This is a genomic window from Mediterraneibacter sp. HA8405 (assembly GCF_056148955.1).
Window position 1 is genome coordinate 2,712,694 of sequence record NZ_CM148758.1, and the last position, 26,688, is coordinate 2,739,381.

Annotated in this window: 15 protein-coding genes; 2 read left to right on the forward strand and 13 right to left on the reverse strand. The window is 48.0% G+C overall.

Going from position 1 to position 26,688, the window contains the following annotated elements:
* Window positions 1-19: 19 nt before the first annotated feature.
* Together AC0QUU_RS12720 and AC0QUU_RS12725 are read right to left on the reverse strand one after the other, a co-directional pair.
* Window positions 20-5,116: a family 43 glycosylhydrolase gene (locus AC0QUU_RS12720; RefSeq protein WP_474543270.1), complete on the reverse strand. Its 5,097-nt coding sequence runs from the start codon at window positions 5,114-5,116 to the stop codon at window positions 20-22.
* Window positions 5,117-5,330: 214 nt separating this feature from the next.
* Window positions 5,331-10,019 carry an immunoglobulin-like domain-containing protein gene (locus tag AC0QUU_RS12725; RefSeq protein ID WP_474543271.1) on the reverse strand — a complete coding sequence of 1,563 codons (4,689 nt, stop codon included), beginning with the start codon at window positions 10,017-10,019 and terminating at the stop codon, window positions 5,331-5,333.
* A gap of 512 nt (window positions 10,020-10,531) precedes the next feature.
* Between AC0QUU_RS12725 and AC0QUU_RS12730 the strand changes: the two genes are divergently transcribed.
* Complete coding sequence (locus AC0QUU_RS12730; protein WP_474543272.1) at window positions 10,532-11,617, forward strand: GntR family transcriptional regulator; 1,086 nt, start codon at window positions 10,532-10,534, stop codon at window positions 11,615-11,617.
* A gap of 5 nt (window positions 11,618-11,622) precedes the next feature.
* On the opposite strand, the gene AC0QUU_RS12735 is transcribed toward AC0QUU_RS12730, so the two are convergent.
* The 3 genes from AC0QUU_RS12735 to AC0QUU_RS12745 are packed head-to-tail and all read right to left on the reverse strand — an operon-like array spanning window position 11,623 to window position 15,873.
* A complete protein-coding gene (locus tag AC0QUU_RS12735) occupies window positions 11,623-13,266 on the reverse strand; it encodes a response regulator (protein ID WP_474543273.1) in 1,644 nt (547 codons plus the stop codon).
* Between the two features lie 18 nt (window positions 13,267-13,284).
* On the reverse strand, window positions 13,285-14,298 hold the full coding sequence (locus AC0QUU_RS12740; RefSeq protein WP_474545584.1) for an ABC transporter substrate-binding protein: 1,014 nt from the start codon (window positions 14,296-14,298) through the stop codon (window positions 13,285-13,287).
* A gap of 48 nt (window positions 14,299-14,346) precedes the next feature.
* Window positions 14,347-15,873, reverse strand: coding sequence for a sensor histidine kinase (locus AC0QUU_RS12745; protein ID WP_474543274.1), 1,527 nt, complete (start codon window positions 15,871-15,873; stop codon window positions 14,347-14,349).
* 300 nt (window positions 15,874-16,173) lie between these two features.
* Between AC0QUU_RS12745 and AC0QUU_RS12750 the strand changes: the two genes are divergently transcribed.
* On the forward strand, window positions 16,174-18,201 hold the full coding sequence (locus tag AC0QUU_RS12750; RefSeq protein ID WP_474543275.1) for a glycoside hydrolase family 31 protein: 2,028 nt from the start codon (window positions 16,174-16,176) through the stop codon (window positions 18,199-18,201).
* A 169-nt stretch (window positions 18,202-18,370) separates the two neighbouring features.
* Here AC0QUU_RS12750 and AC0QUU_RS12755 read toward each other — a convergent pair whose 3' ends face one another.
* From AC0QUU_RS12755 to AC0QUU_RS12790, 8 genes are all read right to left on the reverse strand, one after another.
* Window positions 18,371-20,083 carry an autotransporter outer membrane beta-barrel domain-containing protein gene (locus tag AC0QUU_RS12755; protein ID WP_474543276.1) on the reverse strand — a complete coding sequence of 571 codons (1,713 nt, stop codon included), beginning with the start codon at window positions 20,081-20,083 and terminating at the stop codon, window positions 18,371-18,373.
* Between the two features lie 152 nt (window positions 20,084-20,235).
* Window positions 20,236-21,180, reverse strand: a complete 945-nt coding sequence (locus AC0QUU_RS12760; protein ID WP_474543277.1) for an AEC family transporter — start codon at window positions 21,178-21,180, stop codon at window positions 20,236-20,238.
* A 12-nt stretch (window positions 21,181-21,192) separates the two neighbouring features.
* Complete coding sequence (gene pyk / locus AC0QUU_RS12765; RefSeq protein WP_474543278.1) at window positions 21,193-22,614, reverse strand: pyruvate kinase; 1,422 nt, start codon at window positions 22,612-22,614, stop codon at window positions 21,193-21,195.
* 264 nt (window positions 22,615-22,878) lie between these two features.
* Window positions 22,879-23,631 carry a carboxymuconolactone decarboxylase family protein gene (locus AC0QUU_RS12770; RefSeq protein WP_474543279.1) on the reverse strand — a complete coding sequence of 251 codons (753 nt, stop codon included), beginning with the start codon at window positions 23,629-23,631 and terminating at the stop codon, window positions 22,879-22,881.
* A 148-nt stretch (window positions 23,632-23,779) separates the two neighbouring features.
* Complete coding sequence (locus AC0QUU_RS12775) at window positions 23,780-24,202, reverse strand: cupin domain-containing protein (protein WP_474543280.1); 423 nt, start codon at window positions 24,200-24,202, stop codon at window positions 23,780-23,782.
* Between the two features lie 127 nt (window positions 24,203-24,329).
* Complete coding sequence (locus tag AC0QUU_RS12780) at window positions 24,330-25,016, reverse strand: radical SAM protein (protein ID WP_474543281.1); 687 nt, start codon at window positions 25,014-25,016, stop codon at window positions 24,330-24,332.
* A 4-nt stretch (window positions 25,017-25,020) separates the two neighbouring features.
* Entirely contained in the window at window positions 25,021-25,614 is a 594-nt protein-coding gene (locus AC0QUU_RS12785; protein WP_474543282.1) for an ECF transporter S component, read from the reverse strand.
* Between the two features lie 40 nt (window positions 25,615-25,654).
* Complete coding sequence (locus AC0QUU_RS12790) at window positions 25,655-26,638, reverse strand: nucleoside hydrolase (protein WP_474543283.1); 984 nt, start codon at window positions 26,636-26,638, stop codon at window positions 25,655-25,657.
* Window positions 26,639-26,688: the final 50 nt, after the last annotated feature.

Below are 26,688 nucleotides of genomic sequence, written 5' to 3' on the forward strand. Positions count from 1 at the left end.
CTCTCCTCTCAAAGAAATGTTACTTTCTTTTTTTTCTTATGATAATCACCGCTGCTACTGCTGCCAGAGCAATTACTGCCACAATTGCCGGCACCAGCAGATTGGTGGTATCACCGGTCTGTACCGCTGAAGCGGTATCTTTTCCGCCCTCTGCCTCCGGTTTGCCGGATGACGGTTTGTCTGTTGACGGTCTGTCTGTTCCCGGTTTGTCTGTTCCGGGATCTTCTGTTCCCGGTTCTTCCGTTCCGGGATCTTCTGTTTTCTCAGTCAGCGCTTCCGCCGCACTATTCAGTGTGTTAAACGCATCATCCACATCTGTCTGGGACGCATTCTCGTCGGCAAGAACTGCCGCCGCGTTTTCCAGAGCTTCTGTAAATGCTGCATAACTTTCATCTGTGTAACTTCCCTGCTCTGTATCTTTGTACTGATCATACAAATTCTGCAGTGCGTCTTTGGAAACTTCCACATCCGGTTTCTCTTCCAGGCCATTTACTGCTTCTGTAAGCGCCGCAAGCGCCGCGTCTACTTCATCCTGGGAAGCATCTGCTTTTCCAAGAACTTCCTGGGCTGCCGCGAAAGCTTCCTCGTATGCCGCATAGCTTTCTTCTGTATATGCATCTTCTGTATATTCAGCATGTTCCGCACAGTAATCTCTCAGTTCAGCAATGGAAACAAGATTCTGTACAGCTGACTGAAGCGCTGCCGCTGCCGCGTTTACCTCTTCCTGAGAAGTCGGATCAGCAAGCATAGCTTCTGCCGCGTCAAGAGCTTCTTTGACATCTGCGTAGCTTCCTTCTGTATAGTCGTTTGTGTCAAGCGCCTTTGCACTGTCAACTGCTGACTGAAGCGCCGCAGTATCAATCGGCTCCGGTTCTTCATTCAGCGGTCTGTATACACCTTCCATTGTGGGTGACAGCGGCTGCATCAGGCCGTCGTCTCCGAATGTCACTTCATCTATACATGTCTCTCTGTGGTAGCCGAGACCATCTGTATAAACGCCGATCGGTGTATAGAATCTATGATAAGCGATATAGCACTCATCTGTTTCCGGGAAGTACAGGAGAGACTGATGTGCTGTTCCCAGCATATCATTGCTTTCGTCTTTCTGGAGCAGTGTATATTTGTAATCCACATTGACGCTGCTGCCATCCAGGCTCTCAGCTGTTCCGTAATTTACATGATAGTTCGGGCTTCCTGTATCATCGCAGGACCATGTGAAGTGGTAGACTCCGTCTCTCTTTATTACGACCGGCGACTCACGGAAGTCTGTCACGCCGTTGATCTGGCGGATCGTTCCCTCCTTGATGCTCATCATATCGTCGTTAAGCTCTGCGATAGCCGCTGAGCCGTTTCCGAACAGGATATAGGATGTGCCGTCATCGTCTGTAAAGATGGACGGATCGATGGCCTGTCCCATGTTCACTCCTGCATCGCGGCACATGGAAACTGTCATAAGAGCTTCACCCTTATCGGTATACGGGCCCGCCGGATTATCTGCTACTGCAACACCGATAGCTGATTCACCATTTGAGAATTTACCGCAGTAATAGAAATAATATTTTCCATCCTTTTCCTCAATGGTCGGAGCCCAGGCGCTTCCAACCGCCCAGTCGGACGCCTCGATCTGTACATCATTGTCGTTGAGTCCCGGATCATCATTAGCCAGATCCAGAATAACGCCTTCATCTGTCCAGTTTCTCATATCCTCGGATGACCATGCGTGGAATACGGTTCCGCTCCATCCGGAATATCCGTCTGTTGTTGTGTACATCCAGTACTTGCCGTCCATAAAATCAATGTCCGGATCCGAGTACTGTCCCGGAAGTACCGGGTTGTATGCGATCTCCGGTGTTTTCAGTGTCCATGTTTCTGTCCTGTCGCCAAATGTCAGCGTTACTTCCGCGTCCTTGCTCAGATCCAGGTTGGATCCGTTCTCAAATGTCTCGCCGTTTACCTTGATTTCCGTGGAAGAACCAAGAGCGTTGAATTCAACCGGAACTGCTGTCAGATCCGCGTTCTTTCTTATATAAGAAGTAATTACTTTGCTGTCGGCATCCAGTCTGGATGTTACTGCTGTGTGATAATCCGTACCCATTGTAGTGGACGGATCTTCCGGAACAGTTCCGATCACAGCATCTTTTAACAGTGTTACATTTTCATCCGCCAGAGCATCTTCTACGATCTCTTCCTCGCTCAATGCACGGTTGTAAACTTTGACGTTATCAAAACTTCCGTTGAAATACGGATCATCATAGAATGATTTTCCAAGATAGGAGATCACGCCTGATCCGAAATTGGATGTTGTAATACCTGTATTTTCGTTCTCAGATACAAGCAGGCCGTCTATATACAGCTTCATATTTGTACCATCGATTACAATGTCGATCTTCTGCCATGTACCAGTAGCAGCTCCGCTTCCTTTTACCTCCTGTTCATTCTGCCATCCGGAAGTACTGATCGCGTTCCGTACCTCTGTTCCTCTGACACGAAGGAAATCATAAGACGTACTGTTTTTTCCATATGTAAATGTAAAGAAGTTTCCGGAGCTCAGATTTGATTTTACATCCATGGAAATTGTCATTGTATCCCGGCCGTCAAAAAATCCTGTCGGGAGCTGAGCATATCCTCCGTTACTGCCGTCCAGCTGCAGCACATTGCTTTCACGTTCTTCATCATATACAACTTTTGCGCTTCCGAACATTGTACCGTCATCCGCTGTGTCGTTTCCGGTCGCCGTATCTTTAATTACATTGTCGGCAACCTCTTCAAATGTATACTCCAGTACCGGCTCTTCTGCCTCTGCCTCCGGCTCGTCCGGCTCATCGGGTGTATCCTCGCCGTATTTCTCAAGGAGGCGCGCTTCCTCTGCCTCTGACAGTCTCATAACTGTACCGTGGCGGAATCTTCCGTCTACGAAAGACGCCTCGCTTGATTTCTCAAATGTACCGGATGCCAGATCGTCCGTCAGATAAGCGGTGTATCCACTGTTATCAGCCATCGCGCACCAGGTTCCGTCCGGAAGCTGGTATACGGTAAGGCCTTCACCTCTTGAAAATCCTGCAGCAGCCTGGCCGTCACGTTTTACCAGACGGGTCCAGCTGCCGTCCGGCGTACTCTTGTCCGCGTCCACTCTTACGTCAAATACGTCGTCCGCGTCAAGCGTATCGCTGACGTCTACGATTGTATTCCAGTCGGATGTGGAGAAGCGGTAGTATCTGCCGTCGTCCCCCTGTACAATCGTGGAATCAATGATATTAATCTCACTGCTTTCCGGATCTTCGCTGAGCCATACCTTCGGCTCGGAGAATGTCACGAAATCTCTTGTGCGGCATACGTATACGCGAAGCGCGTTGTCGTTTGTACCGCTCAGAGACTTGTCTCTTGCCGACCAGTATACCAGATAGTCTCCTGTGGTATTGTCGTAATAAGCTTCCGGAGCCCATACGCAGCCTGCATTCTCAAAACCGGAGTATACCAGTCTCGGCTCGCTCCAGTTCACCAGATCGTTGGATTCCCATACAACGATATTCTGGCTGGCGTTCAGCTGATCCCAGCCGCTTCCGCCTGCTCCGCCGCCTTCCGCGTGAAGGTCGGTTCCCAGGATCCAGTACTTATCTCCCTCCGCGGAACGGATAATGTGCGGGTCGCGGACTCCAAGGTCACTTCCTTCCGCGTCATTTACCAGTACCGGCTGAGCATTGCCGTATTCATCTTTGTTCAGTTTGCTCCAGGTCAGTCCGTCTTCGCTGTATCCGAAGAAAATTTTCTCATAACCGCCGGAAGCATCGAAGTTTGTCCACAGATAGCCTGCCGTATAATCTGTATCCAGGTCTTCCGGCATGGGCTGTACGGTTACGGTAAAGTCTTTCGTTGTTGTCTGACCGTTCAAAGAAAGCTCCGCAGTCAGTTTCACCTCAACCGCATCCTCTCCTGCTGCCGGACGGGTTACTTCACCTCCGTCGTAAAGGCTGTCTTCGTTCATCGGCTCGTCTGTAATAACGTCTGTATTGTGGGATGTCCAGTCGATGTCTGCACCGTTCTTTCCTTCTTTTACCAGGGACAGGTTGCCTCTTACATCATCTGCATTCTCGATTGTCAGAGCGTCTGCCGCCTCCTGAAGGAGAGAATTTAAACCTGCGACTGTTACGGTAAACTCTTTTTTCTGTTCTCCGATAGAGGCTGTCATTGTAACTTCTGTATCGTTCTCAGGCTGGGAGATCAGCTCGCCTTTATCGCTGATAATCTCTTTGTTGCCTGATGTCCATGTTACATCAGCTCCGGCTGCGTTTGTTTCCGGAAGTTCCAGATCTTCCGCGATCGGATCTTTAGGAAGGCTTACGCCGTCCCAGAGCATCTCGTCTGCGAATACATTATACTGAGCGGTAATCTCGTTTTCATCAAGCAGGCCGTCATAAATGCGGAAGTTATCAACCCAGCAGTTTGCATACTCGCCGCTTGCCGTCCAGTTCGCTTTTCCGATGTAGAAAATGCTTTCTTCTCCGAGGATGTCAGAAAGTGTATATTCACTTCCAACCGTACTTACCGATTTTCCGTCGATATAAAGCTGTGTATTTTCAGCTGAGACAAGAATATCTACGTGAACCCAGTTTTCTCCTGCTGATCCGATAATTGCCTCGGATCTTTCTCCTGAGTTATTGTAGCGCTCTACGCGGATTCCCGGGTCTGCTGCGGAATAGCAGGCAAGATAATGTTCACTGTTATATGTCTGCTCACTTGCATCCGGCGCCGCGAAAAAAATCCAGCTTGTGTTTGAGCGTGCGCGCTTCGTGTCAAATGAAATTGTAATCTCATCTTTTCCTGTCAGCAGGCTGGAACCGTTTTCCGCTGTTACATTCAGATAAGTTCCGCTGCTGCCGTCAAGATAAAGCGCTGTATCACCGTCAATTCTATCCTGGAGCTGAATGTTGCCATTAACCTTGGCTTCTGCTCCCGTTCCGGTAATAACACCGTCTGATGCTGGTGTATTAAAATCGAATTCTGCAAGGAGTGTGTTATTAATTCCTTCCACCCCTTCTGCCTGTACTGCTGCCGGAGCGCACATAGTTATAACCATAGCGCCGCTCAGCATCAGTGCGGCTGTCTTCTTGCTTTTCATACTATTCTCCTCTTTTCCAGCAGTTTATATCTGCTGTTTTCCTATTTCTTCATTATTATATATCTTTTCACCACAGAAGGAAAAAGGATAACCCTGCTGTGGGAAAAATACAGTTCCAAAACTGCAATGTTCCAGATATGAGTCAAGACCGGCCGCGGATTCCGCCTTTTTGCGGGCAGAATCCGTTCCGATCTTTCTCCTCACTGCCTTTGCTCTATGCTCTGCGTTTTCTTTCTATAACAATTACCGCTGCTGCAAGGGCAAGTACCGCTGCTGCCGCAGGAATTACCGGGTTTGTATTGTCGCCGGTCTTCGGCGCATTTACTGAACCGCTGCCTCCCTGTGCAGGATCTTTTGTATTAGAGCCGGAATTATTATTCCCATTTGCTCCGTTACCGTTATCTCCGGTCTGTCCGTCGTCTCCGCCCGGTGTAACGTCACCGCCGGAAGGATCATCCGGATTCGGCTTATCCGGATTCTGGTCATCCGGATTTTCTGTTTTCTCAGTCAGTGCTTCTGCCGCGCTGTTCAGTGCGTTAAATGCATGATCCACATCTGCCTGTGTCGCATTTTCATCTGCGAGAACTGCCGCCGCGTTTTCCAGAGCTTCTGTAAATGCTGCATAACTTTCATCTGTGTAGCTTCCCTGCTCTGTATCTTTGTACTGATCATACAAGTTCTGCAGTGCGTCTTTGGAAACTTCCACATCCGGTTTCTCTTCCAGACCATTTACTGCTTCTGTAAGCGCCGCAAGCGCTGCGTCTACTTCATCCTGAGAAGCATCTGCTTTTCCAAGAACTGCCTGTGCCGCCTCAAAAGCTTCTGCATATGCCGCATAGCTTTCCGCTGTGTATGCGTCCTCTGTATAATCCGCATGTCCTGCACAGTACTCTCTCAGTTCAGCTATGGAAACAAGGTTCTCTACAGCTGACTGAAGCGCTGCCGCTGCCGCGTTTACCTCTTCCTGAGAAGTCGGATCAGCAAGCATAGCTTCTGCCGCGTCAAGAGCTTCTTTGACATCTGCGTAGCTTCCTTCTGTATAGTCGCCTGCGTCAAGCGCTTTTGCACTGTCAACTGCTGACTGAAGCGCTGTAGTGTCAATCTCCGGTTCCGGCTCTTCTGCCGCTGTTCCGCTTACCGCGATCCAGCTCAGGATCGGATCGTTATTGTCAGCTTTCTTTACCGTAAGTGTAACAACGGACTCCTCATCCAGTGTGATTGTTCCGGAAGCGTATCTCGCCTGGCTGTTTACTGCATCCAGGTCGCAGAGTTTTGTCTCTTCTGCGCCGTTTACGGAATAGAAGACATCCATCTGACGTCCCATGCTCCACCAGCCGGTGCATCCAAGCATCACTGTGTGCTCGCCTGCAGGAAGTGTTACCTGGTAGGTAATGTCCTTGCCGCCGCGTGCCCACCAGCCGCCGGCATATGGATTGTTGATATCATTCTGGCTGTATCCTGTGATATCCGCCGGATCACTGGAACCGACTGTACTTGTATAGCCCCATGTATTGTCTTCCGTCTTTGCCTGATCTGCTGCTTCTCCGTTCAGGAGTCCGCTGTTCAGTTCTTTCGCGCCTGCCCATGTAGCTGACTCCGGATTGTTGCAGTCGATCATGTACTCGATGTTCTTCGGAATGATCCGCACATTTGCGGTTGCTTCCATAGTGCTGCCTTCTACCGTACCGGTAACCGTCACAGCACTAAACGGATCTCCCGCAAAGGATACACCTTCAAGATTCCATGTTACAGCTTTCTCGGTTACTTTTTCTCCTGCTTTAAATGTTACGGTATCCGGAAGATCCGGCGTCTCGCCTTCATAAGTAACTGCATTTACTTCTTCCGGTGAAGAATATGCTGCCATAATTGCCTGATACTCTTCGCTTGTCACGCGGATCGGTGTGCCGTGACGCGCTCTTGTAGGCATCTTATATGTCGTGTCCGGTCTGCTGAATTCTCCGTCAGAAAGATCATCTGTTACAAGCGGATAGTATCCGATGCCGCCGAAGTTATCTACCAGCAGGCAGTACTTCTGCGTATCTGTCTGGTCGTCTTCGTTCAGTTTAAAGATCGTCGGGCCTTCCACATGAGCTTCTCTGTTCAGAGATGCTGTTGTAATATTTTCCCATTCTCCTCCGAGAAGCCTGTCTGACTTCTGTGCGTAAATGGTCTTGCTCGGCGCGCCAAACTCATTTGTGCTTCCGCCCTCATTCTTCGTGTATCTGTAATACACGCCGTCCTCATAGATAATTGTTGTATCTATGCTGGACTGCTCTGTATCAATGAAAACCTGCGGTTCTGTAAATGTGTAGAAGTCTCTTGTCTTTGCGTAATACAAACGCTGTTTCTGATCTACAGCCGGAGTTCTTGACGCCCAGTATACGACGTACTCACCTGTCGTCGGATCGTAAGTTGCTTCCGGCGCCCATGTACATCCGGCCCCGATCTCTGCTGATACTTCTACCATTCTCTGGTCAGACCAGTTTACCAGGTCTGTGGACTCCCATACCATCAGGGACTGGCTTCCATTATTCTGTGCCGCATCCCATCCGTTGCCGCCGTTGATCTTCAGATCTGTAGCAATCAGATAGAACTTATCTCCTTCCGGAGAACGGATAATAAACGGATCACGCACACCCTTTTCGCCAAGGGTTGATGTAAGGACCGGTTTATTGTTATTCAGGTCATCCCAGTTTAAGCCGTCCTGGCTGGATGCGAAGTAGATCTGCTCTCCGTCTGAGTAACCTTCTCCTGCGAAGTATGCGAAGAAGTAATCTGTGTAATCAGATTCTTCAATCGGTTCCGGAGCGGCTTTGACATTGATTTCAATGTCTTTTGTTACTGTCTTATCGTTCAGAGTCAAAGTCGCAGTCATCGTAACAGTTGTATCTTTTTCCGGGCGGGTAACTGTTCCGGCCGGAGTGTCATCGTATCCGTCCTCGCCCGGAATCACATTTACATTTACGATTTCGGCATGGTTCGTACTCCACTCGATCGGAATACCGTTTTCGCTTGTTTCGGGAAGTGTGATGTTTCCTCTTACATCGTCCTTATTCGGAATATCGAGGGAAGCAAGAGCTTCCTGAAGTTCCGCATCAGTATCAATCGGAAGAACCGTTACGTCAATTTCTTTCTCATATGAAGTACCGTCAATTTCATAGCTGAATGGAATTGTTACATCAACCTGTCCCTCAGCCGGTGCATTAACAGTACCATCTTCAGCGATCACATCTGTTTCATCCCAACTGCCCCAGGTAATTTCTACGTTATCAATGCTGTCTGCAAGATTCAGATCATCCGTTACTGCATCCAGGCTCGCGTTCTCGCCTTTTACAGTTTCAAGAATGTCTGCCATGAGCATATCGCTCTTCTCATCTGCTGTCGGAAGTCCTTCTTTAATCTCCGTCTCTGTCAGAGCGCCGGAGTAGATCTTAAAGTCAGCCAGGTTTGCAGTCAGAAGCGCGTCCGGTTCATAAAGGGATTTTCCGATATAGCCGAAAACAGCGTCTTCTCCGGTTGGAATCACATCCTGGATTGTTTTATCCTGGGATGCCGTGCTGATCAGCTGTCCGTCCAGATACAGTTTTAAGTTACCTCCCTCTCCGGTCAGAGTAACTGTTCCATATCCGTTTACATCACCCATACCCGTGCTGCTATCAGAGAAACGGGTCTCTTTCCAGTTACTTCCCGTTCCAGTCTTAATTGCTGCCAGGAAGTTGCCGCTCTTTTCACTTGCGCTGGGGTTAACGAAAATGTAGTCGCCAACATTTTTCTCTCCCCAGGTTCCCATTCCGTCACCGATAGCGAACAGCCAGTGTGCCGCTGATTTCTGTGTGGTCAGGGTTGCCTGTATAGTAAAGTCTTCGCTGTCTCCCAGGTCTTCCGCAATAGAAAACGGAAGTGCCGCATAACTTTCACCGTCCAGCTGCCATACTTTTCCCTCTCCGTTTGAACGGAAATCTGTATCCTCCGCTCCGGAAAGAGCAGCGTCGTTTCCGTTGCCTGATACATCTTTAAGCACGTTTCCCGTATGTGACATATCATAGGAAGCGATCAGTTCGCTGCCGCTGTCGCCGCCAGGCACCTCTGTTCCTGTCTCTGCGGCATACATTGCATCTTTCTCTGCATCGGTAGGCATGCTTTCTTTTACCTGATCCTCTGTCAGCGCTTCATCATAAAATTTGATGTCGCCTACATTAGCTGTAAGAAGAGCATCCGGCTCCCAGAGAGATTTTCCGATATAGCCCAGCACATTTCCCTTAGGCACAACATCTGACATGGAATAGGAGTGTTCTACAGACGCCACTTCTTCGCCGTCCAGATACAGTGTAAGCGTATTGTCTTCTCCTACCATGGTAATAGTGGCATAATCAGCGCCCAGATTTTTTGAAGGAGACGGCAATCTCACTTCATCCGTCTGCGGGGAGCCAACCTTAATGCCTGCAAGGATTTCGCCTCCTCTGTCGCCCGGGGCTCCTTTCGGATTCACGAACACGTAATTACCTACGTCGTTGCCCGCCCAGGTACCGATTCCCTGACCGATGCACCAGGCCCACTGTGCTGCTCCTGTTGTTGTGGACAGTGTAATCTCAACCGTGAAATCGTTGTCGTCACCTGTCACCAGACCCTGCGGCAGTTCCGCATACTGTCTTTTTGTAAACTGCAGGATATTGGTATCCCCGCTGGACTTAAAGTCGCTGTCCTCTGTGGAATACAATTTGGCGTTTCTGCCGTTGCCCGATACATCCAGAAGCGCTTCGCCGCTATGGGACATATCATAGTGGGCAGTTACTTCCGGCAGTTCCGCCGCTTTCGCAGTTTCCGGTCCCAGCTCGGGCATCATCGTAAATACAAGGGCTCCTGCCAGAACCGCTGCCATTGGTTTTTTGAACTTGCTATTCATAGTTCCTCCTCCCATTTTATTTGGTACAGCCGGTTCAGAAGGATACTTTTCTCTTTCCGTAACCGACACAAGCGTCCGTGTGTGGAACTTTCCGAGCTACATCTCAGGCTATTTTTACTGCGATGACTGTCCGTGCCCCTCTGCACACCGACGCTATTTTACCTATATATAATAACCTTTTTATACCAGTCCGGACAATCACAAAAGGTTCATAATTTATAGGTTTGTAAGTTATTTACAATACAAATTTTATATGTTATTATACAAATTAATTACAAATCACTTTATAAAGGGGATTTTCTTTTTTATTTTCGAAGAATTTGTTTGATTTTTATGGTTTTTCGGTTATGAACTGCTTTCGGAAAGAAATTTTGTATTTGTGAAAATTTAAAATTTCCCTGTTAAAAGTTGGTTTTTTAACTGAATTTGATTTTATAAGTCCTCTGTATCGCAAATATTACAAATTACGTATATTTTTTTAATAAATTATTACAGTTGAAGGAGAGAAGTGTATGGCAATCAAATATAAATGGCTGGCCGGCCACCTCAGAGAAATGATCCGCTTGAATATTGAAAAAGGGATAGAAAAGCTTCCCACAGAGCAGGAACTGTGCGAACGTTTTCGGGTAAGCCGTCAGACCGTCCGTCTCTCCCTCTCTCTTCTGGAGGATGAGGGACTGATTGTTAAAAAGCGGGGAAGCGGCTCCTTTATCACAGGACTTCTCAGCGAACCTGAAAACAATGTCATCGGCATATTGGTTTCTGATGACCAGGACTATATCTATCCCGGTCTGATTAACGATATACAAACCGAACTTTTAAGAAACGGCTTTCATTCAAAAATATATGTAACAGGCCGCCGCACCCGTACAGAACGGCGGATTCTCACCGAGCTGCTCAACAAACCGGTCCGGGGACTGATCGTAGAAGGATGCAGAAGCGCTCTTCCAAATCCGAACACAGACCTCTACCGCAGACTCCAGGAAAAAGGCGCCGCGATTCTGTTTCTTAACAGTTACTATGCGGCACTGAACGACTGTCCTTATATTAAAGACGATAATCTCGCCGGAAGTTCGCAGCTTGTCAGGCATCTGACCGATCTGGGGCACACTGCTATCGGAGGCATATTTCCCGCAGACGAACTGCAGGGCATTGAACGTTACCAGGGATTTACCGAAGCCATGAGAGACTGTGGACTGTCTGTTCCCGATGAGCACATCGGTTGGTTCCTTTCCCGGGATGCAGACGCACTGGCAAACAGAAGAAACACAGATTTTCTCCGCCGGATTATTCGCGAATCACTTGGAGACTGTACAGCCGTAATCTGTTATAACGATATGATCGCATATTATCTGATTCAGGAGCTGCGCCTGGCCGGGCAGAAACTTCCGGAAGACATGTCCGTTGCTTCTTTCGACAATACATATCTCAGCAGTTCCGAACGGCTTACAATCACCAGTCTCTCTCACCGGCTCCATGAGACCGGAACAGAAGCCGCACGGATGATGATCAGAAAACTGAAAGGACTTCCAGTCCAGTCGGTTGAGCTTCCGTGGGAGCTCAGGGAAAAGCAAAGTACAGAAAAACTCCAGACATAATTACATTACTGGCCGTCCGCCTGCCGGTCGGCCTGTCCTTTTTTCCCGGAACGGTATTCTCTCGGGCTGCATCCCTGGGTCTTTTTGAACACAAAACTAAAATAATGTGAATCCTTATAACCGACTTCCTGGGCAATCTCTCCGGCAGATTTTGTTGTATTCTTCAGAAGTTTTTTTGCCTTCTCCATCCGCTTCCCGGTAACATATTCCACAAATGTCTTTTTCATGTTCTGACTGAACACTGTGCTGAGATAATTTGCGCTTACATACAATTTGGCTGCCGCCTGATTCAGCGACATAGATTCTTTATCATAATTCTTGTCAATATATTCCAGGGCTTTTCTCAGGATTTTCCTGTTCTGATTACTGCTTTCGTTCTCCCGGATATTGATCGCCGTCTGGAGCATGTCCAGAAAATATTCCGGCACCTCGGATGCTTCCATATTTATATCCTGGTCATGATTGCCGACCTGTTCCATAAATTCTTCTTTCGAAACACCGATAGATTCAATATAGGCCAGAATGGTAAACCGGATATTAAGCACAACATATGCGCGGAACATTCTGGACTTTAACGGTTCTTTTATTCTGTCCAGATAGGATTCCACAAAATCATGTATTTCACTGCTGTTCCCTTTTACCAGAAAATCTCTTATAATTTCCTGAGACATGGCGGAAGATTCCACGCCGTCAATTCTGTTTTCATCTCTGGTGGTCAGATAATCGCTCAATGTAGTCTTCGAAAGAACGTGAAGACTCGGGATCATAAAACGATAAGCCAGATAGTGATTTACGTCCTGATAACATGACGGAAGCATGCTCAGACGTTCCACCGGGCTTCCGATAGCAACATACCAGTCCAGATGTTCTTCTTCTGAATCGCATACACTGCGGATATGTTCCACTCCCTTTCTCGTCCATTCTTCAATCTGATCTCCTTCCGCTTTTACAAGCACGCCATTACAGTTGGCATTCCAGCGGAAAAGTATATACTGAGGATGGCGAAGAAAAAAGTGAAATACTTCATCCTGCTTCCGCATAAAATCTTCCGTTCTCTCCTCCGAGACCACGCCTCCCTTTTCCTGCAGATAAAAGAACAGCAGATTATAGCAGGGCGCGGTTATCTCAAGAGACAGACGGGATGCCTCTTCATAAATCTCATTTACCGGCATATCTCCCGAAAGCAGTCTCTCCATAAAACGGCGGCGCGAAAATTGTTCGTATACATGCATTTCGCTCTGAAACTGAGCCTGATAGTCATTCTGAACCATATCCTGTTCAATTTTTTCCTTCAGTTCCAGCAAAGTCTTTTTTAACGTCAGTCTTGTAATCGGCTTTAAAAGATACTGATCAACTCCGACCTCAATTGCCTTTCTGGCGTATTCGAAATCATCATAACCGCTGATTATCACGATTTTTGTTTTCGGGAACTCCTCGCTTACAATTTTGCTCAAAGACAGCCCGTCCATAAAGGGCATCTTAATATCTGTAATAAGCACATCGGGTCTCGTCTTCCGGATCATGGGAAGAGCCATCTCTCCGTCTGCCGCTTCTCCGACAAAACGGAAGCCGTACTGCTCCCATGGAATTTTATCTCTCAATCCATCGCGGATCACCGCTTCATCTTCCACAAGAAATACCTTTAACATACCTTCATCACCTGTCCCTTAATAGCTTCTGTCGTTTATATACATCCCTACATTTTCCTGCGTAAATATTTTCTCAGGAACATAGTAGTTTTTGTCTATATTTTCACCGTTTTCCAGCATCCGGATTACATTTTCTATATATGGTCCCTGCTCCGGATTACACTCAATATCCACATTAATTTCACCCGACCGGACCAGCTCAAGAGCCGTCCTTACCGCGTCAAATGAAATAACCGTTACATCTCCGTCTACTCCGGTGGTAATACCGGCCTCTTTAAATACATCCAGGGCCCCGAAAGTCATATCATCATTCTGAGACACCAGCACATCTATGTCATCATGTTCTTCCAGAATACTCCGCATCTCTTCCTTCGCCTTTGATGTAGTATAATCAGCGCCTGTCTGCTCCAGAATATTCCAGTTGCTGTGCTGCCGGGCAATTTCTTCAAATCCCTCAGTCCGGCCGATTGTGGATGTAGCTCCTTCCGTTCCTGTAAGAACAACAATATTGATTTCTTCATCAGCCCGGCCCTGTTGCTCCAGATGTTCCGCAAGCCAGAGTCCCGCATTTTCTCCTTCCGCTCTGAAGTCAGAACCAACCCGGGTTACATAAAGGGACTCATCCGCAATCTCCGCTTCCCGGTCCATAAGAATTACCGGGATACCCGCTTCTTTTGCTTCTTCAAGCACCACATCCCATCCGCTTTCGGCGATAGGAGAAAATACAATATAGTCAACCTGCTGGGATATAAAACTTCGGATTGCTTTGATCTGATTTTCCTGCTTCTGTCTGGCATTATCAAAAATCAGGAGATAACCGTTTTCTCTGGTAAACGTTTCCTGTATCGATGCGGTATTAGCGGTTCTCCAAACGGATTCGCTGCCCAGCTGGGATACGCCCACTACAATCAGCTGCTCATCTTCTGTACTGCCGCCGTCCCCTTCGTCAACAACGAACTGTTTGCCGCAGCCGCCAAGCAGAAACAGAAAAAGTACCGACACTGCTATCGCGCTGATATATCTTTTTTTCATGCGTCTCATTTTTTCCTCCCTATTCTGCTTATTTCTGTATATCAATACTTACTGATTATCCTCTTTTTCCGGCTCATTTTTGTTTTCCCGGGGGGCCTCTTCATCTTTTAATTTTTCTCCTGCAGAAAACAGGGCCGGAATTCTGATTTCCACAATCGTCCCCTTTCCTTTCTTCGATACAATGGACAGACCGTATTCTTCGCCAAAGTACATCCGAATCCTTTCATTTACATTTGCCAGGCCAAATCCTTTCTCTGTTTCCTGACACGGCCGCCCGATTTCTCTCCTCAGCTCCTTCAGCTCCTCCGCCTCCATGCCGGCCCCGTCATCTCCGATCAGGAACCGCAGGGCGTCTCCGTCCTTTTCTCCCCTGATGTGAATGCATCCTTTCCCCCGTTTCCTTTTTATACCGTGGTAAAGTGCATTTTCCACAACAGGCTGAAGAGTGAGCTTCAAAATCTGATAATTATAAATTGACGGGTCTATCTGAATACTGTATTCCAGTATATCATGATATCTCATTTCCTGAATTTCAAGGTAACTGCTGATATGCTGCTCTTCCTCACGGATCGATATAAATTCTTTTCCTTTGCTCAGCACCTGACGGAAAAAGTTGGAAAGCGTAATCACCATGGTTACCGCCTGCTCAGGCTCATTTCCCTCAATCAGCCAGACAATCGTATCCAGTGTATTGTACAGGAAGTGGGGGTTGATCTGTTCCTGCAGGAGACGAAGATCGGCTTTCCTTATCTTCTGCTCATCATCTTTGATCTTGCTGATCATGTCCTGCATATTCCCCGCCATGTCATTAAAACCCTCTGCCAGCGCGGCAATTTCGTCCTTTGAGTCCACTTCCGCCCGGGCGCTGAAATCACCTTCTGCCAGTTTCTTGGTCGCACGGTTCAGTTCCTTCAGCGGCCGAACAATTCCCGATGTAATGAAAAGCGCCGCAATCGCGACTCCTATAAGCAGCACTGCAAATACCAGTACGCACGCAACCATAAAACTCCGGATCTGTATATTCAGCTCATCTGTTACTTTCTCCATATTCTGTGTCTGATAGTAGATATAATACTGAATGTCATCCTGGATCAGCTCTGTAAGGACGTAAATATTATTTTCCAGATATTCAATATTGTCGTCATATGTACCGCCGGACCGGGTGCTCTCCATAACATCGTCCACTCTTTTTTCCAGCGTATCAAGATTTCTCAGAAGACTTTCCAGCCAGACTCTGCTCTCGCTGTCCGTAGTGACATCAACCAGCTGTGTAAATTCACTGCGCAGATCATTAATCAATATATAAGGATCTTCCAGCTTTTCATCCTCTGAAATATTATCGAAAGTTACATAGCCTACGACAATCTTATACATACTTTCATCCATATCGTCTTTAAAATTAAGATTGTAATTATTGGCCACGGTAATATCTCTTACAATTTTATCGTAAACCTGGCTGTAATTGGCCATAGAAGCAAGAAGGTAGGCCAGCATAACTACAAATGGCAGCGCAACTATTGCCGCCAGCAGCAGAATCTTTTTCCGGATGGAAAATCCTGTTCTGCTGTTCTTCATTTTTCCACCAAAACGGCTCTTCCGCATTTCCAAACACCCGTTCTTTCTCTTAATCGCAAGTTATCTATTAGTATAGCATTGAATAAGAAAGGTTACAATGTATTTTTAAAAGCTCCCTGTCCTCCGGCAAAAAATAACAGCGACTCCCCGAATTAACAGAACAGTCTTTTTTAAAGGGACTTTACACAGCAGAATTGTACAATTATTCTGCAAGCATGGTGCAAGCTTTTTCCCATCTTCTGCCGTATAATTGCTTTATAATGAATCCCGGACAGCAATCCGGATAAAGGAGGTTTTCATATGATTCAAAAATTTGTTTATGGGACACCTTTTGACACCGAGGCTTTAGTGGTTTCTTTTCCGGCTTCCGGAGGAACCCCGGCTTATGGTTCCATCAGTACAGAACAGGGATTCTGCTTTTCATACTGCATGGATGATGATGATATTGTTTTTGGCCTGGGTGAGGCAAACAGAGGGATAAATAAGAGAGGCTGGAAGTATACCAGTTTCTGCACAGATGATCCGGAACATACAGAAGAAAAAGTATCTCTGTACGGCGCCCATAATTTTCTTATTGTATCCGGCAGAGAAACCTTCGGACTGTTTATTGATTATCCGGCTGCGCTTACATTCGACGTCGGATATACAAAGCAGGATATGATATATATCTCCTGCCAGGACGCTAATCTGAACCTGTATGTGATCGATGGGGATTCCCCTTATGATATTGTAAAACAGTTCCGTCACATCATCGGCAGAAGCTATATTCCGCCAAAATTCGCGTTCGGCTTCGGACAGAGCCGCTGGGGCTATAAAACCCGGAAGGATTTCGAAAAAGTCGCGGAGGGCTACCGCAGCAGCCACCTTCCTCTGGATATGATCTATATGGATATCGACTATATGGACTCTTACAAAGATTTCACCGTGAACAGTGATTTTGAAGACTTTTCTTCTTTTGTAAAGGAAATGAAAGACCAGCATATCCGCCTTGTTCCGATTATTGACGCGGGGGTAAAAATTGAAAAAGGATATGACGTCTATGAGGAGGGCGTAAAAAACCGTTATTTCTGCCAGAGAAAAGACGGCAGTGATTTTGTTGCCGCAGTGTGGCCGGGAGATACCCACTTTCCGGATGTACTCAATCCCGACGCCAGAAAATGGTTCGGAGACAAATACCGTTTTCTCACAGATCAGGGAATTGAGGGCTTCTGGAATGACATGAACGAGCCTGCCATCTTCTACTCCGGCGAAGGTCTGGAAGAGGCAAAAGATATGGCGCGGCAGTTCGCGGAAACCGGAACAGGCAACTGGGACGGAAGTGAAACCGGAGAATACGGCAAAGAAGATATCGGCGTATGGCAGCTCCGGGATAAACTTCAGAGCCTGGCAAACAGCCCGGCAGATTATTCCAGGTTTTATCACAATATAAACGGACAGATGATCCGGCATGACAAAGTCCACAATCTGTTCGGATTTAACATGACGCGGGCCGCGGGGGAGGCATTTGAAAGGATTGATCCTGACAGGCGTTTTCTGATGTTCTCCCGTTCTTCCTACATTGGAATGCACCGGTATGGAGGCATATGGACCGGGGACAACCGCTCCTGGTGGCAGCACATTCTTTTAAATCTTAAGATGATGCCATCCCTTAACATGTGCGGCTTCCTCTATATCGGCGCGGACCTGGGCGGATTTGGAGCAGATACAACGAGAGATCTGGTTCTGCGCCACACGGCCCTCGGGGTGTTCACCCCACTGATGCGTAACCACGCTGCACTGGGAACAAGGGAACAGGAGTGCTATCAATTCGAACACATGGAGGATTTCCGACATATACTGGGCGTAAGATACCGCCTCCTGCCCTACCTGTACAGCGAATATATGAAAGCAGCACTTACAGACGATATGTACTTCAAACCTCTGGCATTTGTTTATCCGGATGACAAAATGGCTGTCCGCATTGAAGATCAGCTGATAATCGGAAACGAAATAATGATCGCGCCTGTATATGAACAGAATGCAAAAGGCCGTTATGTCTATCTTCCGGAGACAATGAAGTTCGTAAAATTCCTTCCGGACGGCACAGTCTCGGAAGAAATACTGGAAAAGGGAATCCACTACGTGGAAATCGCCCTCAACGAGGTTCCTCTCTTTATCCGGTCGGGCAGATGCATTCCGGTTGCTGAAGCCGCCGAATATACGGATGCGGTAGACACAGAAGATCTCAGATTAATCGGTTTCAGAGGCGCGGAATACATCCTCTACGATGACGATGGCATACACAAGGATTTTAACATGAAAAAGAACTGCCGGATTCTGAAATACTAAAGAATAAATCCCCGGAATCCGAAACCGGATTGTTAAAAAGCATTTTTACAGCAAACAAAGTGGAAAAGCATTAATCAGCAGGCTTTTCCACTTTGTTTTTACTTCTTATATCATTTTTTTGTTTCTAATATATCTTTTTAATATATCGGCTTCCTGTCAGTCTTTCCAGTCAACCCAATCTGATTTTCTTTTTCAGCACAATTCCTGCTGCCGCTGCCGAACCGGTCAGCGCAGCCAGAGCGGCATATGGCAGTCCGGCCGTATCTCCGGTCTTCGGAGCTTTGGTCAGCTTCTCATCCGCGCTGTTTTCCTGTTTTTTGTCTTCTGTAAAGTCATCCTCTGCCGGATTTTCATTTTCAGGCTGGTTTTCATCATCCGCGGAGCCGTCATTTTCTTCCGGACTGCTGTCTCCCTCCGGATCTTCCGGCTGCTCCGGATCCGGATCTGTCACTGAATCAGATGCAACATAATTTCCCTCTTCATCCGGTACAAGACCTGCTTCTTCTGCACCTGTAATGGTTACGGTATTCCCGTTGTTTCTGTCCTCTTCATCCACATAGATCGCATTCTGTCCGTTACCTGTCAGGCTCACCTGCGAACCATCTTCAAAAACAACACCCGCATCGCCATTTGTCGTATCTACGTTAATTCCGCCCCAGGAATTTTCACTCAGCAGCAGATTGAGGTCACCGGATATTCTTACAGTTCCTCCGTTGACAAGCATTGCGGCGCCGCCGGCTGTCCGTGTGTTATCCAGCGTAATATTATTAAGAGCCGTCTCTACTTTATAGATATGAAGGGCCGACTTGTTGGCCGGCGCAGTCCTGATGGCAACCCCTCTCAGTTCAACTCCGTCAGCTGTTACGGTTACCACATTTTCTCTGCCCAGCACGTCAGAACCATTAATCGCAAAACCATCCGATACACCGCTTACCGTCATTGCTTCACTAAGAACAAGAGGCGCCGTCAATGTGACGTCTTTCTGCAGTTCTATACGTGATATATCTGCTCCTGCCGCTGTTTTTGCCGCAACAAACTGTGCAAGATTAGAATCTGCCACATAAGCAGTCTGCTGATTGTTTCCGCCGCCGTCTCTCTCGGTCACTACAATTGTAAGTCCGACTCCGGATACAGCCGCATTATTTCCTTCCCGGCAGATTACAGACTGGGTATCCGTAACCGGAGTTACATTTAATGACGCCCCGGAAAAATCCGCCCTGGCGCTGTCCACATTTATTCCATACCAGGAACTGCCGCCCGGAGTCAGACTGATATCCCCGGTAAACACAGCGTCCGCGCCGTTATTGATAATGATCGGCGCACCGCCCGCCGCACTGCTGTGATCAATAGACAGCCCGTTGACTGTAAGTTTTGTTCCATAAACATGGAGCGCTGATTTGTTGCCTGCCGACGTCTGAATCGTTACATGATCCAGCGTAATACTGTTTCCCATCAATGTCACAAGATTCCCTGTCACACTGTCTGTTCCCACAAGAGTTCCGCCTCTGATCACAACATCATTCGCTATCGAAAGCCGTCTCGTAAGCTCAATTCTCTGACCGGTCAGATCAATTTCCCCGCCCTGCGCAATAGCCGCCTCAAGTTCTTCCTGGGTATCGATTACATCCGCGCGCTCTGTATTTCCTGCCGCCTCAACATCCGCAATTTTCTCTGTTCCCGATATCTCCGGCAGTTGATCCATCTCTGCTGTCTGTACAGCCATTTCATGTACGCTCATTTCATGACTCTCTGTTTCCTGAATGTCAGATATCACCTGCAGTTCCGCTTCATTTTCTTCCCCGGCCGCCGCAAAAGCAACACCCGGCAAAGCACCTGCCACCATAGCTGCAGTTATCACTACAGCTAAAAATTTTCTTTTCATATATATTCTCCTGTTTTGGTTATAATTTGAAAAGATTCTCAGGCGCCTGTTTGCAGAATCAATTCACGGCAAGAGTATACTAACCGTCACAGGAAAAAGTCAACATAATCAGCGCAAAATTGTACAGGGAAACACAGGTAAAAATGGAAATTTTATACCATTCCCGTGGTCCGCAGTATGTACAGCCAGCCTGTCAGTGTAAATGCGCTGAACAGTGTGGTCAGCATAACAACACTGGACGTAAGCACTCCTTCATGCCCCATATTCCGCGCCATCACATAACAGCTCACCGTCGTTGCCGAGCTGAGCATGACAAGAATTGCTACCAGTTCTTCTCTCCGGAACCCGAGCCAGACTGCAAGGGGGAGAAAAAGCGCCGCAAACACTACCAGCTTCATCACTGCGGCAGCAGCAGCCGGCTTTGCCTTTCCAAAGGCTTTTTTCAGGTCAAAGCTTGCCCCCATTGCCATCAGCCCGAGAGGGGTTGCCGTTGCTCCGATATCCGACACGGTCTTTTCCAGAATGGATGGCATGGGAAGCCGAAGGGCGGACCAGAGGAGTCCCGCTGCGATTCCCAGTATAATCGGATTTGTAACGATTCCTTTCAGGGTTGCAAGCCACACTTCCTTATCCAGCTTTTTCCGCTCCGGCCGGAAAAAGGACAGAACTACAACCGCCATAACATTGTAAAGAGGCACGCTTCCGATAATCATCAGCGGCGCCATCCCCGCATCCCCGTATATATTCTGTATAAACGCAATTCCCAGAAGCGCCGCGCTGCTCCGGTAGGCAGCCTGGATAAATTCTCCCCGGATGCTCCTGTCACGCCACAGAAATGATACCGCTGCCGCCAGTGCGATACTGATCAGAGTTACCGAAAAGCAGAACAGCACAAACTTCATATTCCATACCTGAGAAAAATCTACCGTTGACAGATCTTCAAACAACAGCACAGGCAGCGGCACCAGAAATACAAATTTATTCATTTTCGACGCAAAAATATCGTCGATCACTCCAAGTCTCCTGAGCGCAAATCCCAGCACCATCAAAAGGAATATGGGGACAGTCGCGTTCAGGCTGAAAATCAGATTCTCCATAATACTGCCAGTTTATTCTCCTACAATGCACACACGAATCAGATTTGTACGGCCCGGAATTCCCAGAGGGATACCGCCTGTAAACACAATCTTGTCTCCCTCTTCCACGACTCCGTGAACCTGCGCCGCTTCAATGGCGCGAAGGCAGAGAATTTCAGAACTGTACTCCTCTCTGATTTTCAGAGGCAGAATGCCCCAGGACAGATTGATCTGTCTGTATACTTTTTCAGAGCTGGAGCAGCCTACGATCAGACACTCCGGTCGGAATTTGGAGATCATACGTGCCGTATTTCCAGTCTTGCTTACCGCCAGAATTGCATTTGCCTTCAGGTCAATGGCAGTCATACATGTCGCATGGGAAATGGCATTTGTAATGTCCGGTTCTTCGCTGCGCTCTCTCCGACGGAAAATCCCGTTATAATCAATGTTCCGCTCCATATGTACCGCAATTTTCACCATCATCTTAAGGGCTTCCACCGGATATTTTCCCGCAGCAGTCTCTCCTGAAAGCATAATCGCGCTTGTCCCCTGATAAATGGCATTAGCCACATCTGTAGTCTCGGCACGGGTAGGTCTCGGATGAATCATCATGGAATCCAGCATCTGAGTCGCCGTAATGACTACTTTACCCGCCTCATATACTTTCTCGATAATCCTCTGCTGGATAATCGGCACATGTTCAAGCGGAATCTCCACCCCCATATCGCCTCTGGCGATCATAATGCCGTCGGCTTCTTCGATGATTGCGTCAATATTATCCACCCCCTGCTGGTTCTCAATCTTCGCGATAATATTAATCGACTGTCCGCCATTTTCATTGAGCAGGGTCCGCATCTCTTTCACATCCTCTGCCGTTCTTGTAAATGACGCCGCCACAAAATCAAAATCTTCCTGGATGCCAAACAGCAGGTCTTCCCGGTCTTTCGGACTGATAAAAGGCATCTTCAGCTCCACGCCCGGTACGTTAACGCCCTTGTGGTCTGAAATATCTCCGCCGTTTTTCACAATGCAGATAATGTCCTTATCCGCAATCTCAACAACTTCCATCCCCACCAGACCGTCGTCAATCAGAATGGAGTCTCCCGGTTTAACATCTTTATAAAGATCTTTATAGGAAATGGTCACCTGTTCCTGCGTTCCTTCTGTCTCATCATTGACAAGGGTGAATTTCTGTCCCTCTTCCAGTGAAATCCTGTGATCTTTAAAACATCCGATGCGGATCTCCGGTCCTTTTGTATCAAGCAGCGCCGCAATGGGACGATCAAACTGTCTGCGCAGGGTTTTCAGTTTTTCCAGACGGACCTTCTGTTCCTCATGGTTTCCATGGGAAAAATTGAACCGCGCCACATCCATGCCTTCCCGGATCAGGGCTTCCATTATCCCTTCTTTATCGGTTGCCGGCCCCAGTGTACAAATAATCTTTGTTTTTCTCATAATCTTTCCTTTCCGGATGAATCCTTGCTTTAATCGAACGGCCCACTGCTTTATCTGTGTGAACCGATAAAGTTATTATAGCATCATTACAGGTTCAATATCCAGAGAGAAATCCTAAGAAGAACAGGTTCTTTACGCAAATATAACAGAACCCCCGTCTGTACGGGAAAGCATTTCTGTTTTCCCGTACAGACGGGGCTCTGAAGCATGTCCGCAGTATCACTCTATTATTCTGTCTGCTCTGTTGTCCCGCCTACTGCGTTACTATCCCTGCTGCGCGGCCGCATCGTTGACGCATCTGAGCGCATTCAGGCTTCTCGGATAGCCGATATAGGGAAGGCACTGAGAAATAATCTTAATAAGAAATGCTTTGTCATTGCCCACCTTCATATTGCCGGCCGCGTGGGATGTAAGCTGAGGTTCGCAGCCTCCCTGAGCCGCGATAAAGCAAAAAGTAATCATCTCACGCTGTCTGTAATCCAGACCTGTGCGGGTATAGTAATCCCCGAAGCAGTTGCCGGACAGCCAGCGGTTGATATGACGGCTCTCCTCCGGACCGGAAGACGCAAATCCTTTCATGCCGTCGCCGAAAATATCCACCTGCGCCTGTTCTCCCTTCTCCACGCGGTCCTCAATGGTTGTTGTAGCCTGGCCTTCCAGCGGAAGCGCGACGCCTTTTTCCGTCAGGACTTCATTGACCGCGTCAAAAAACGGACGTACTCTTCCAATTCCCAGATAAGCGCATGCCTGATAGACGATTTCCTTTATCTCCACAGGTGTTACTCCAAGGTTCAGCGCGCCCGGAAGCACTTCTCTGAATTCATCAATCCCCTGACACCCAAGCAGGGCGGCAAGAATCGCCATCATTCTTGTACGGTCATCCAGGTCATCCTGATTCACTGTTTCATCGCAGGAAAAGTTTGCAAAGAACTCTGTAAATTCCGGATCTGTGAACGCAAGTCCGAATTCACCGTCCGGGTATAATCTGTTGAAATATTTTTCTGCTGCTTCTGTCATAACTGATCTTCCTTTCCTTTTCTGATTCCGAGTCCGGACACAGGGCAGCGTCTGCCGCCGCTTTCCGCTCTCTGTTGTTTCACATAGTTTTTCGTCCATATAAACGGATGCGGAGAGGGGAATGCCCTCTCCGGTAATATATAGCATGCTATTTCAATTTCCCGTATTCCTCATCAGAAACCGCCTCAAGCCACTCATTGGACGCTCCTTCAGCCGGCACTTCGATGGCGAGATGCTGGAACCAGGAATCCGGAGCCGCGCCGTGCCAGTGTTTTACTTCCGGCGGAATATTCACAACGTCTCCTGCCTTAAGTTCCTGTGCCTCTTTGCCCCATTCCTGATAATAGCCCCGTCCGCCTGTTACAAGGAGGATCTGGCCGCCTTTGTGATGGATATGCCAGTTGTTCCGGCATCCCGGCTCAAAAGTCACGTTGCCGACTCCTACTCTCTCTGTAGTGAGCATTTTCAGATAGCTCTGTCCGATGAAGTACTGCGCGAATGCTGTGTTGGGCTCGCCGATCTCAAATACATTTCCACCGCCTAAATCCTGTTTCATTTTTTCTGTATCCATGTGTAACGCCTCCCGTTTGAAATACAATTATTATCTTTTTGTCTGTATATATTGTATAACCGGAGGAGTCTATAGGCAAATGCTTAGTTTACATGGTGGGGTATACCTGGGAGGTATGATTATCTGATCAGCCCACCCCAAAATCCGTAATCTCATACAGGACTTCAACATCCGGATCATCCAGAAGCCAGCGGTATTCTTCCATAAACCACCTGACCAGCTCTTCATCCCGCCGGATCGGAGTGGAATTGTTGTTAAATACATTGACTGTCCCATGTTTAAAATATTTCTTCATGGCGGATATGTCATTCCGGATCATCTCCCTGGTCTGACCCTGGATTCCCACCATCAGACAGATCGAGTCAAACAGCTCCGCCACCTCCTGAGGAGTCCGGAAATCCGCGTGCTTATTGAGAACCTTTTCCCGGAAATCGTTGTCAAATGTCTCCACGCCGATTTTGTAAGTAACGGGAATTCCGAAAAACTCTCTCATCTCATTCAGACGTTTCCGATATATCCAGTGGCTTTCAAAAATCAGTCTGCGGATCTTTTTCTCCCGCACAATTTTCCGTATATCTTCCAGCGTGGTGCGGGGGAGTTCAAAACAGCTTCCTGAATTGATCGCTTCCAGCACGCCCGTTTCTCCGGTAACGCATGAAAGCACCTGACGGTTCTGCTGTACCATCTCTTCCTCATCTCTGCCGTTGTCTTCAATATAATCGCAGAAGGAACACTTGCCCCAGGCGCACGGGAACGCCCGCAGAAGCACAATCTCCCTTCTGTTTTTCTCCGTAATTACACTGTAGCGTTCCATCTCTCTACCTGCCTCCTGATATTCTGCGGCGCAGTTCTCCGGATACCATCGGAAGAACCATGCTCACAGCGAAAATTGAAACACAGCGGTCGATATAGTCTGTCAGGAACTGCACGGCGAAAATGCTCCCGGTAAGCCCCAGAGGCGTCCGGGCAAGCAGCTGTACGATCACCGTTGATCCGGACGAGGTCACACCGCCGAACAGCACTGCGTTGATTACCGCGCTCATGATCGTACCCGGCACGGATACACCCAGTCCCTTGAGGAAGATCCATCTCCCTTTCACAGACTTTCCCGCAGTCTCTCCGTGCAGCAGAATTCCGCTCATTATTCCCGTGATCATACCCACCGGAGCAAAATAAAGCGAGTAAATATCCACTGTCATTCCCATAAAAATGCCGCTGAGCAGATTGGGAAGCATTCCGAACCAGGGGCCCAGCACGGCGCCTGTCAGAATCGTCCCGATACTGTCCAGATAAACCGGCAGGCGCAGCATAAGCGCGATCTGCCCGCCCACTATATTGATTACAACTGCCATTGCCACAAGGCAGATCTGATATGTATTGATTCTTCCTGTTCCTTTTGTCTTCATCTTCATCCTCGCTCTCAAAAGTATCCTGTCTCACAGCACACCTGCTCTATAATTCTTCCAGACAGGTAAGCTCTTCCGGTTTCCACCCTGTTCCATCCTCTTTTTTCAATATTCGTGACAGGAAAAAGGACATGAACCTTTTTGCGTCCGTCTCAGTCAGCACATGGCTGTTTGGCTTTTTCTTCCAGAAATTCATGGAATCCACCACCGTCTGTCCCCGGCAGATCCCCTCTGTCTCCACTTCAAGGAAGCTGTCAAATCCGCTGCACATGGACGGATCAATCAGATAGGCAACGGCCAGCGGATCATTGATCACGCAGCCGATAATTCCCTCGTATTCCCAGTGGAAATCCATGTAAAATCCGGTAATCTTCCGGACAAATCCGCCGGTCTTCTTATCCAGACGCTCCATATAGGATATAAGATTCGGCGTCAGCACAATCTTCCTGGTAACGTCCAGTCCCACCATCTCAATCTTCTTTCCTGCTTCTGCAAACAGCTCATAGCAGATCTTTGCCGCCTCAGGATCACACCAGTAATTATACTCTGCCACCGGGGAACAGTTTCCGTGGCTTCTGAAGCTGCCTCCCATTGAGACAAGCCTGGGAACCCTTCGGATCAGCTCCGGTCGTTTCTGAAAGAGCCGGGCCAGGTTGGTCAGCGGTCCCAGGGCAAGGATGTCAGTCTCTTCCTTTTCCAGCGTCTCTTCCAGGAACTCCACGGCCGGCTTCTCCGGGAATTTTCCGGGGACATCCGGCAGGAAGCTCTCGCCCAGTCCGTCGCTTCCATGGGTATCCATGGCGTCCACATAGGTTCCTACAAGGGGAACCATCTCTCCGATATAAATGGGAACCCCCTCTCTGTCCGCCTGGCGGAATACCTTTTTCGCATTCCGGGCCCCCATATCTGCCGGCACATTTCCGGACACAGTCGTTATTCCCGAAATGTCCAGTTCCGGCGAGGCAAGCGCAAGCAGCAGGGCAAGCGCGTCGTCAATTCCCGGATCACAGTCAATAATCACTTTCGGCATAAAAAAACCTCCTGATGAAATATGCTTTTTATGGTAAAATCCTCCACAAA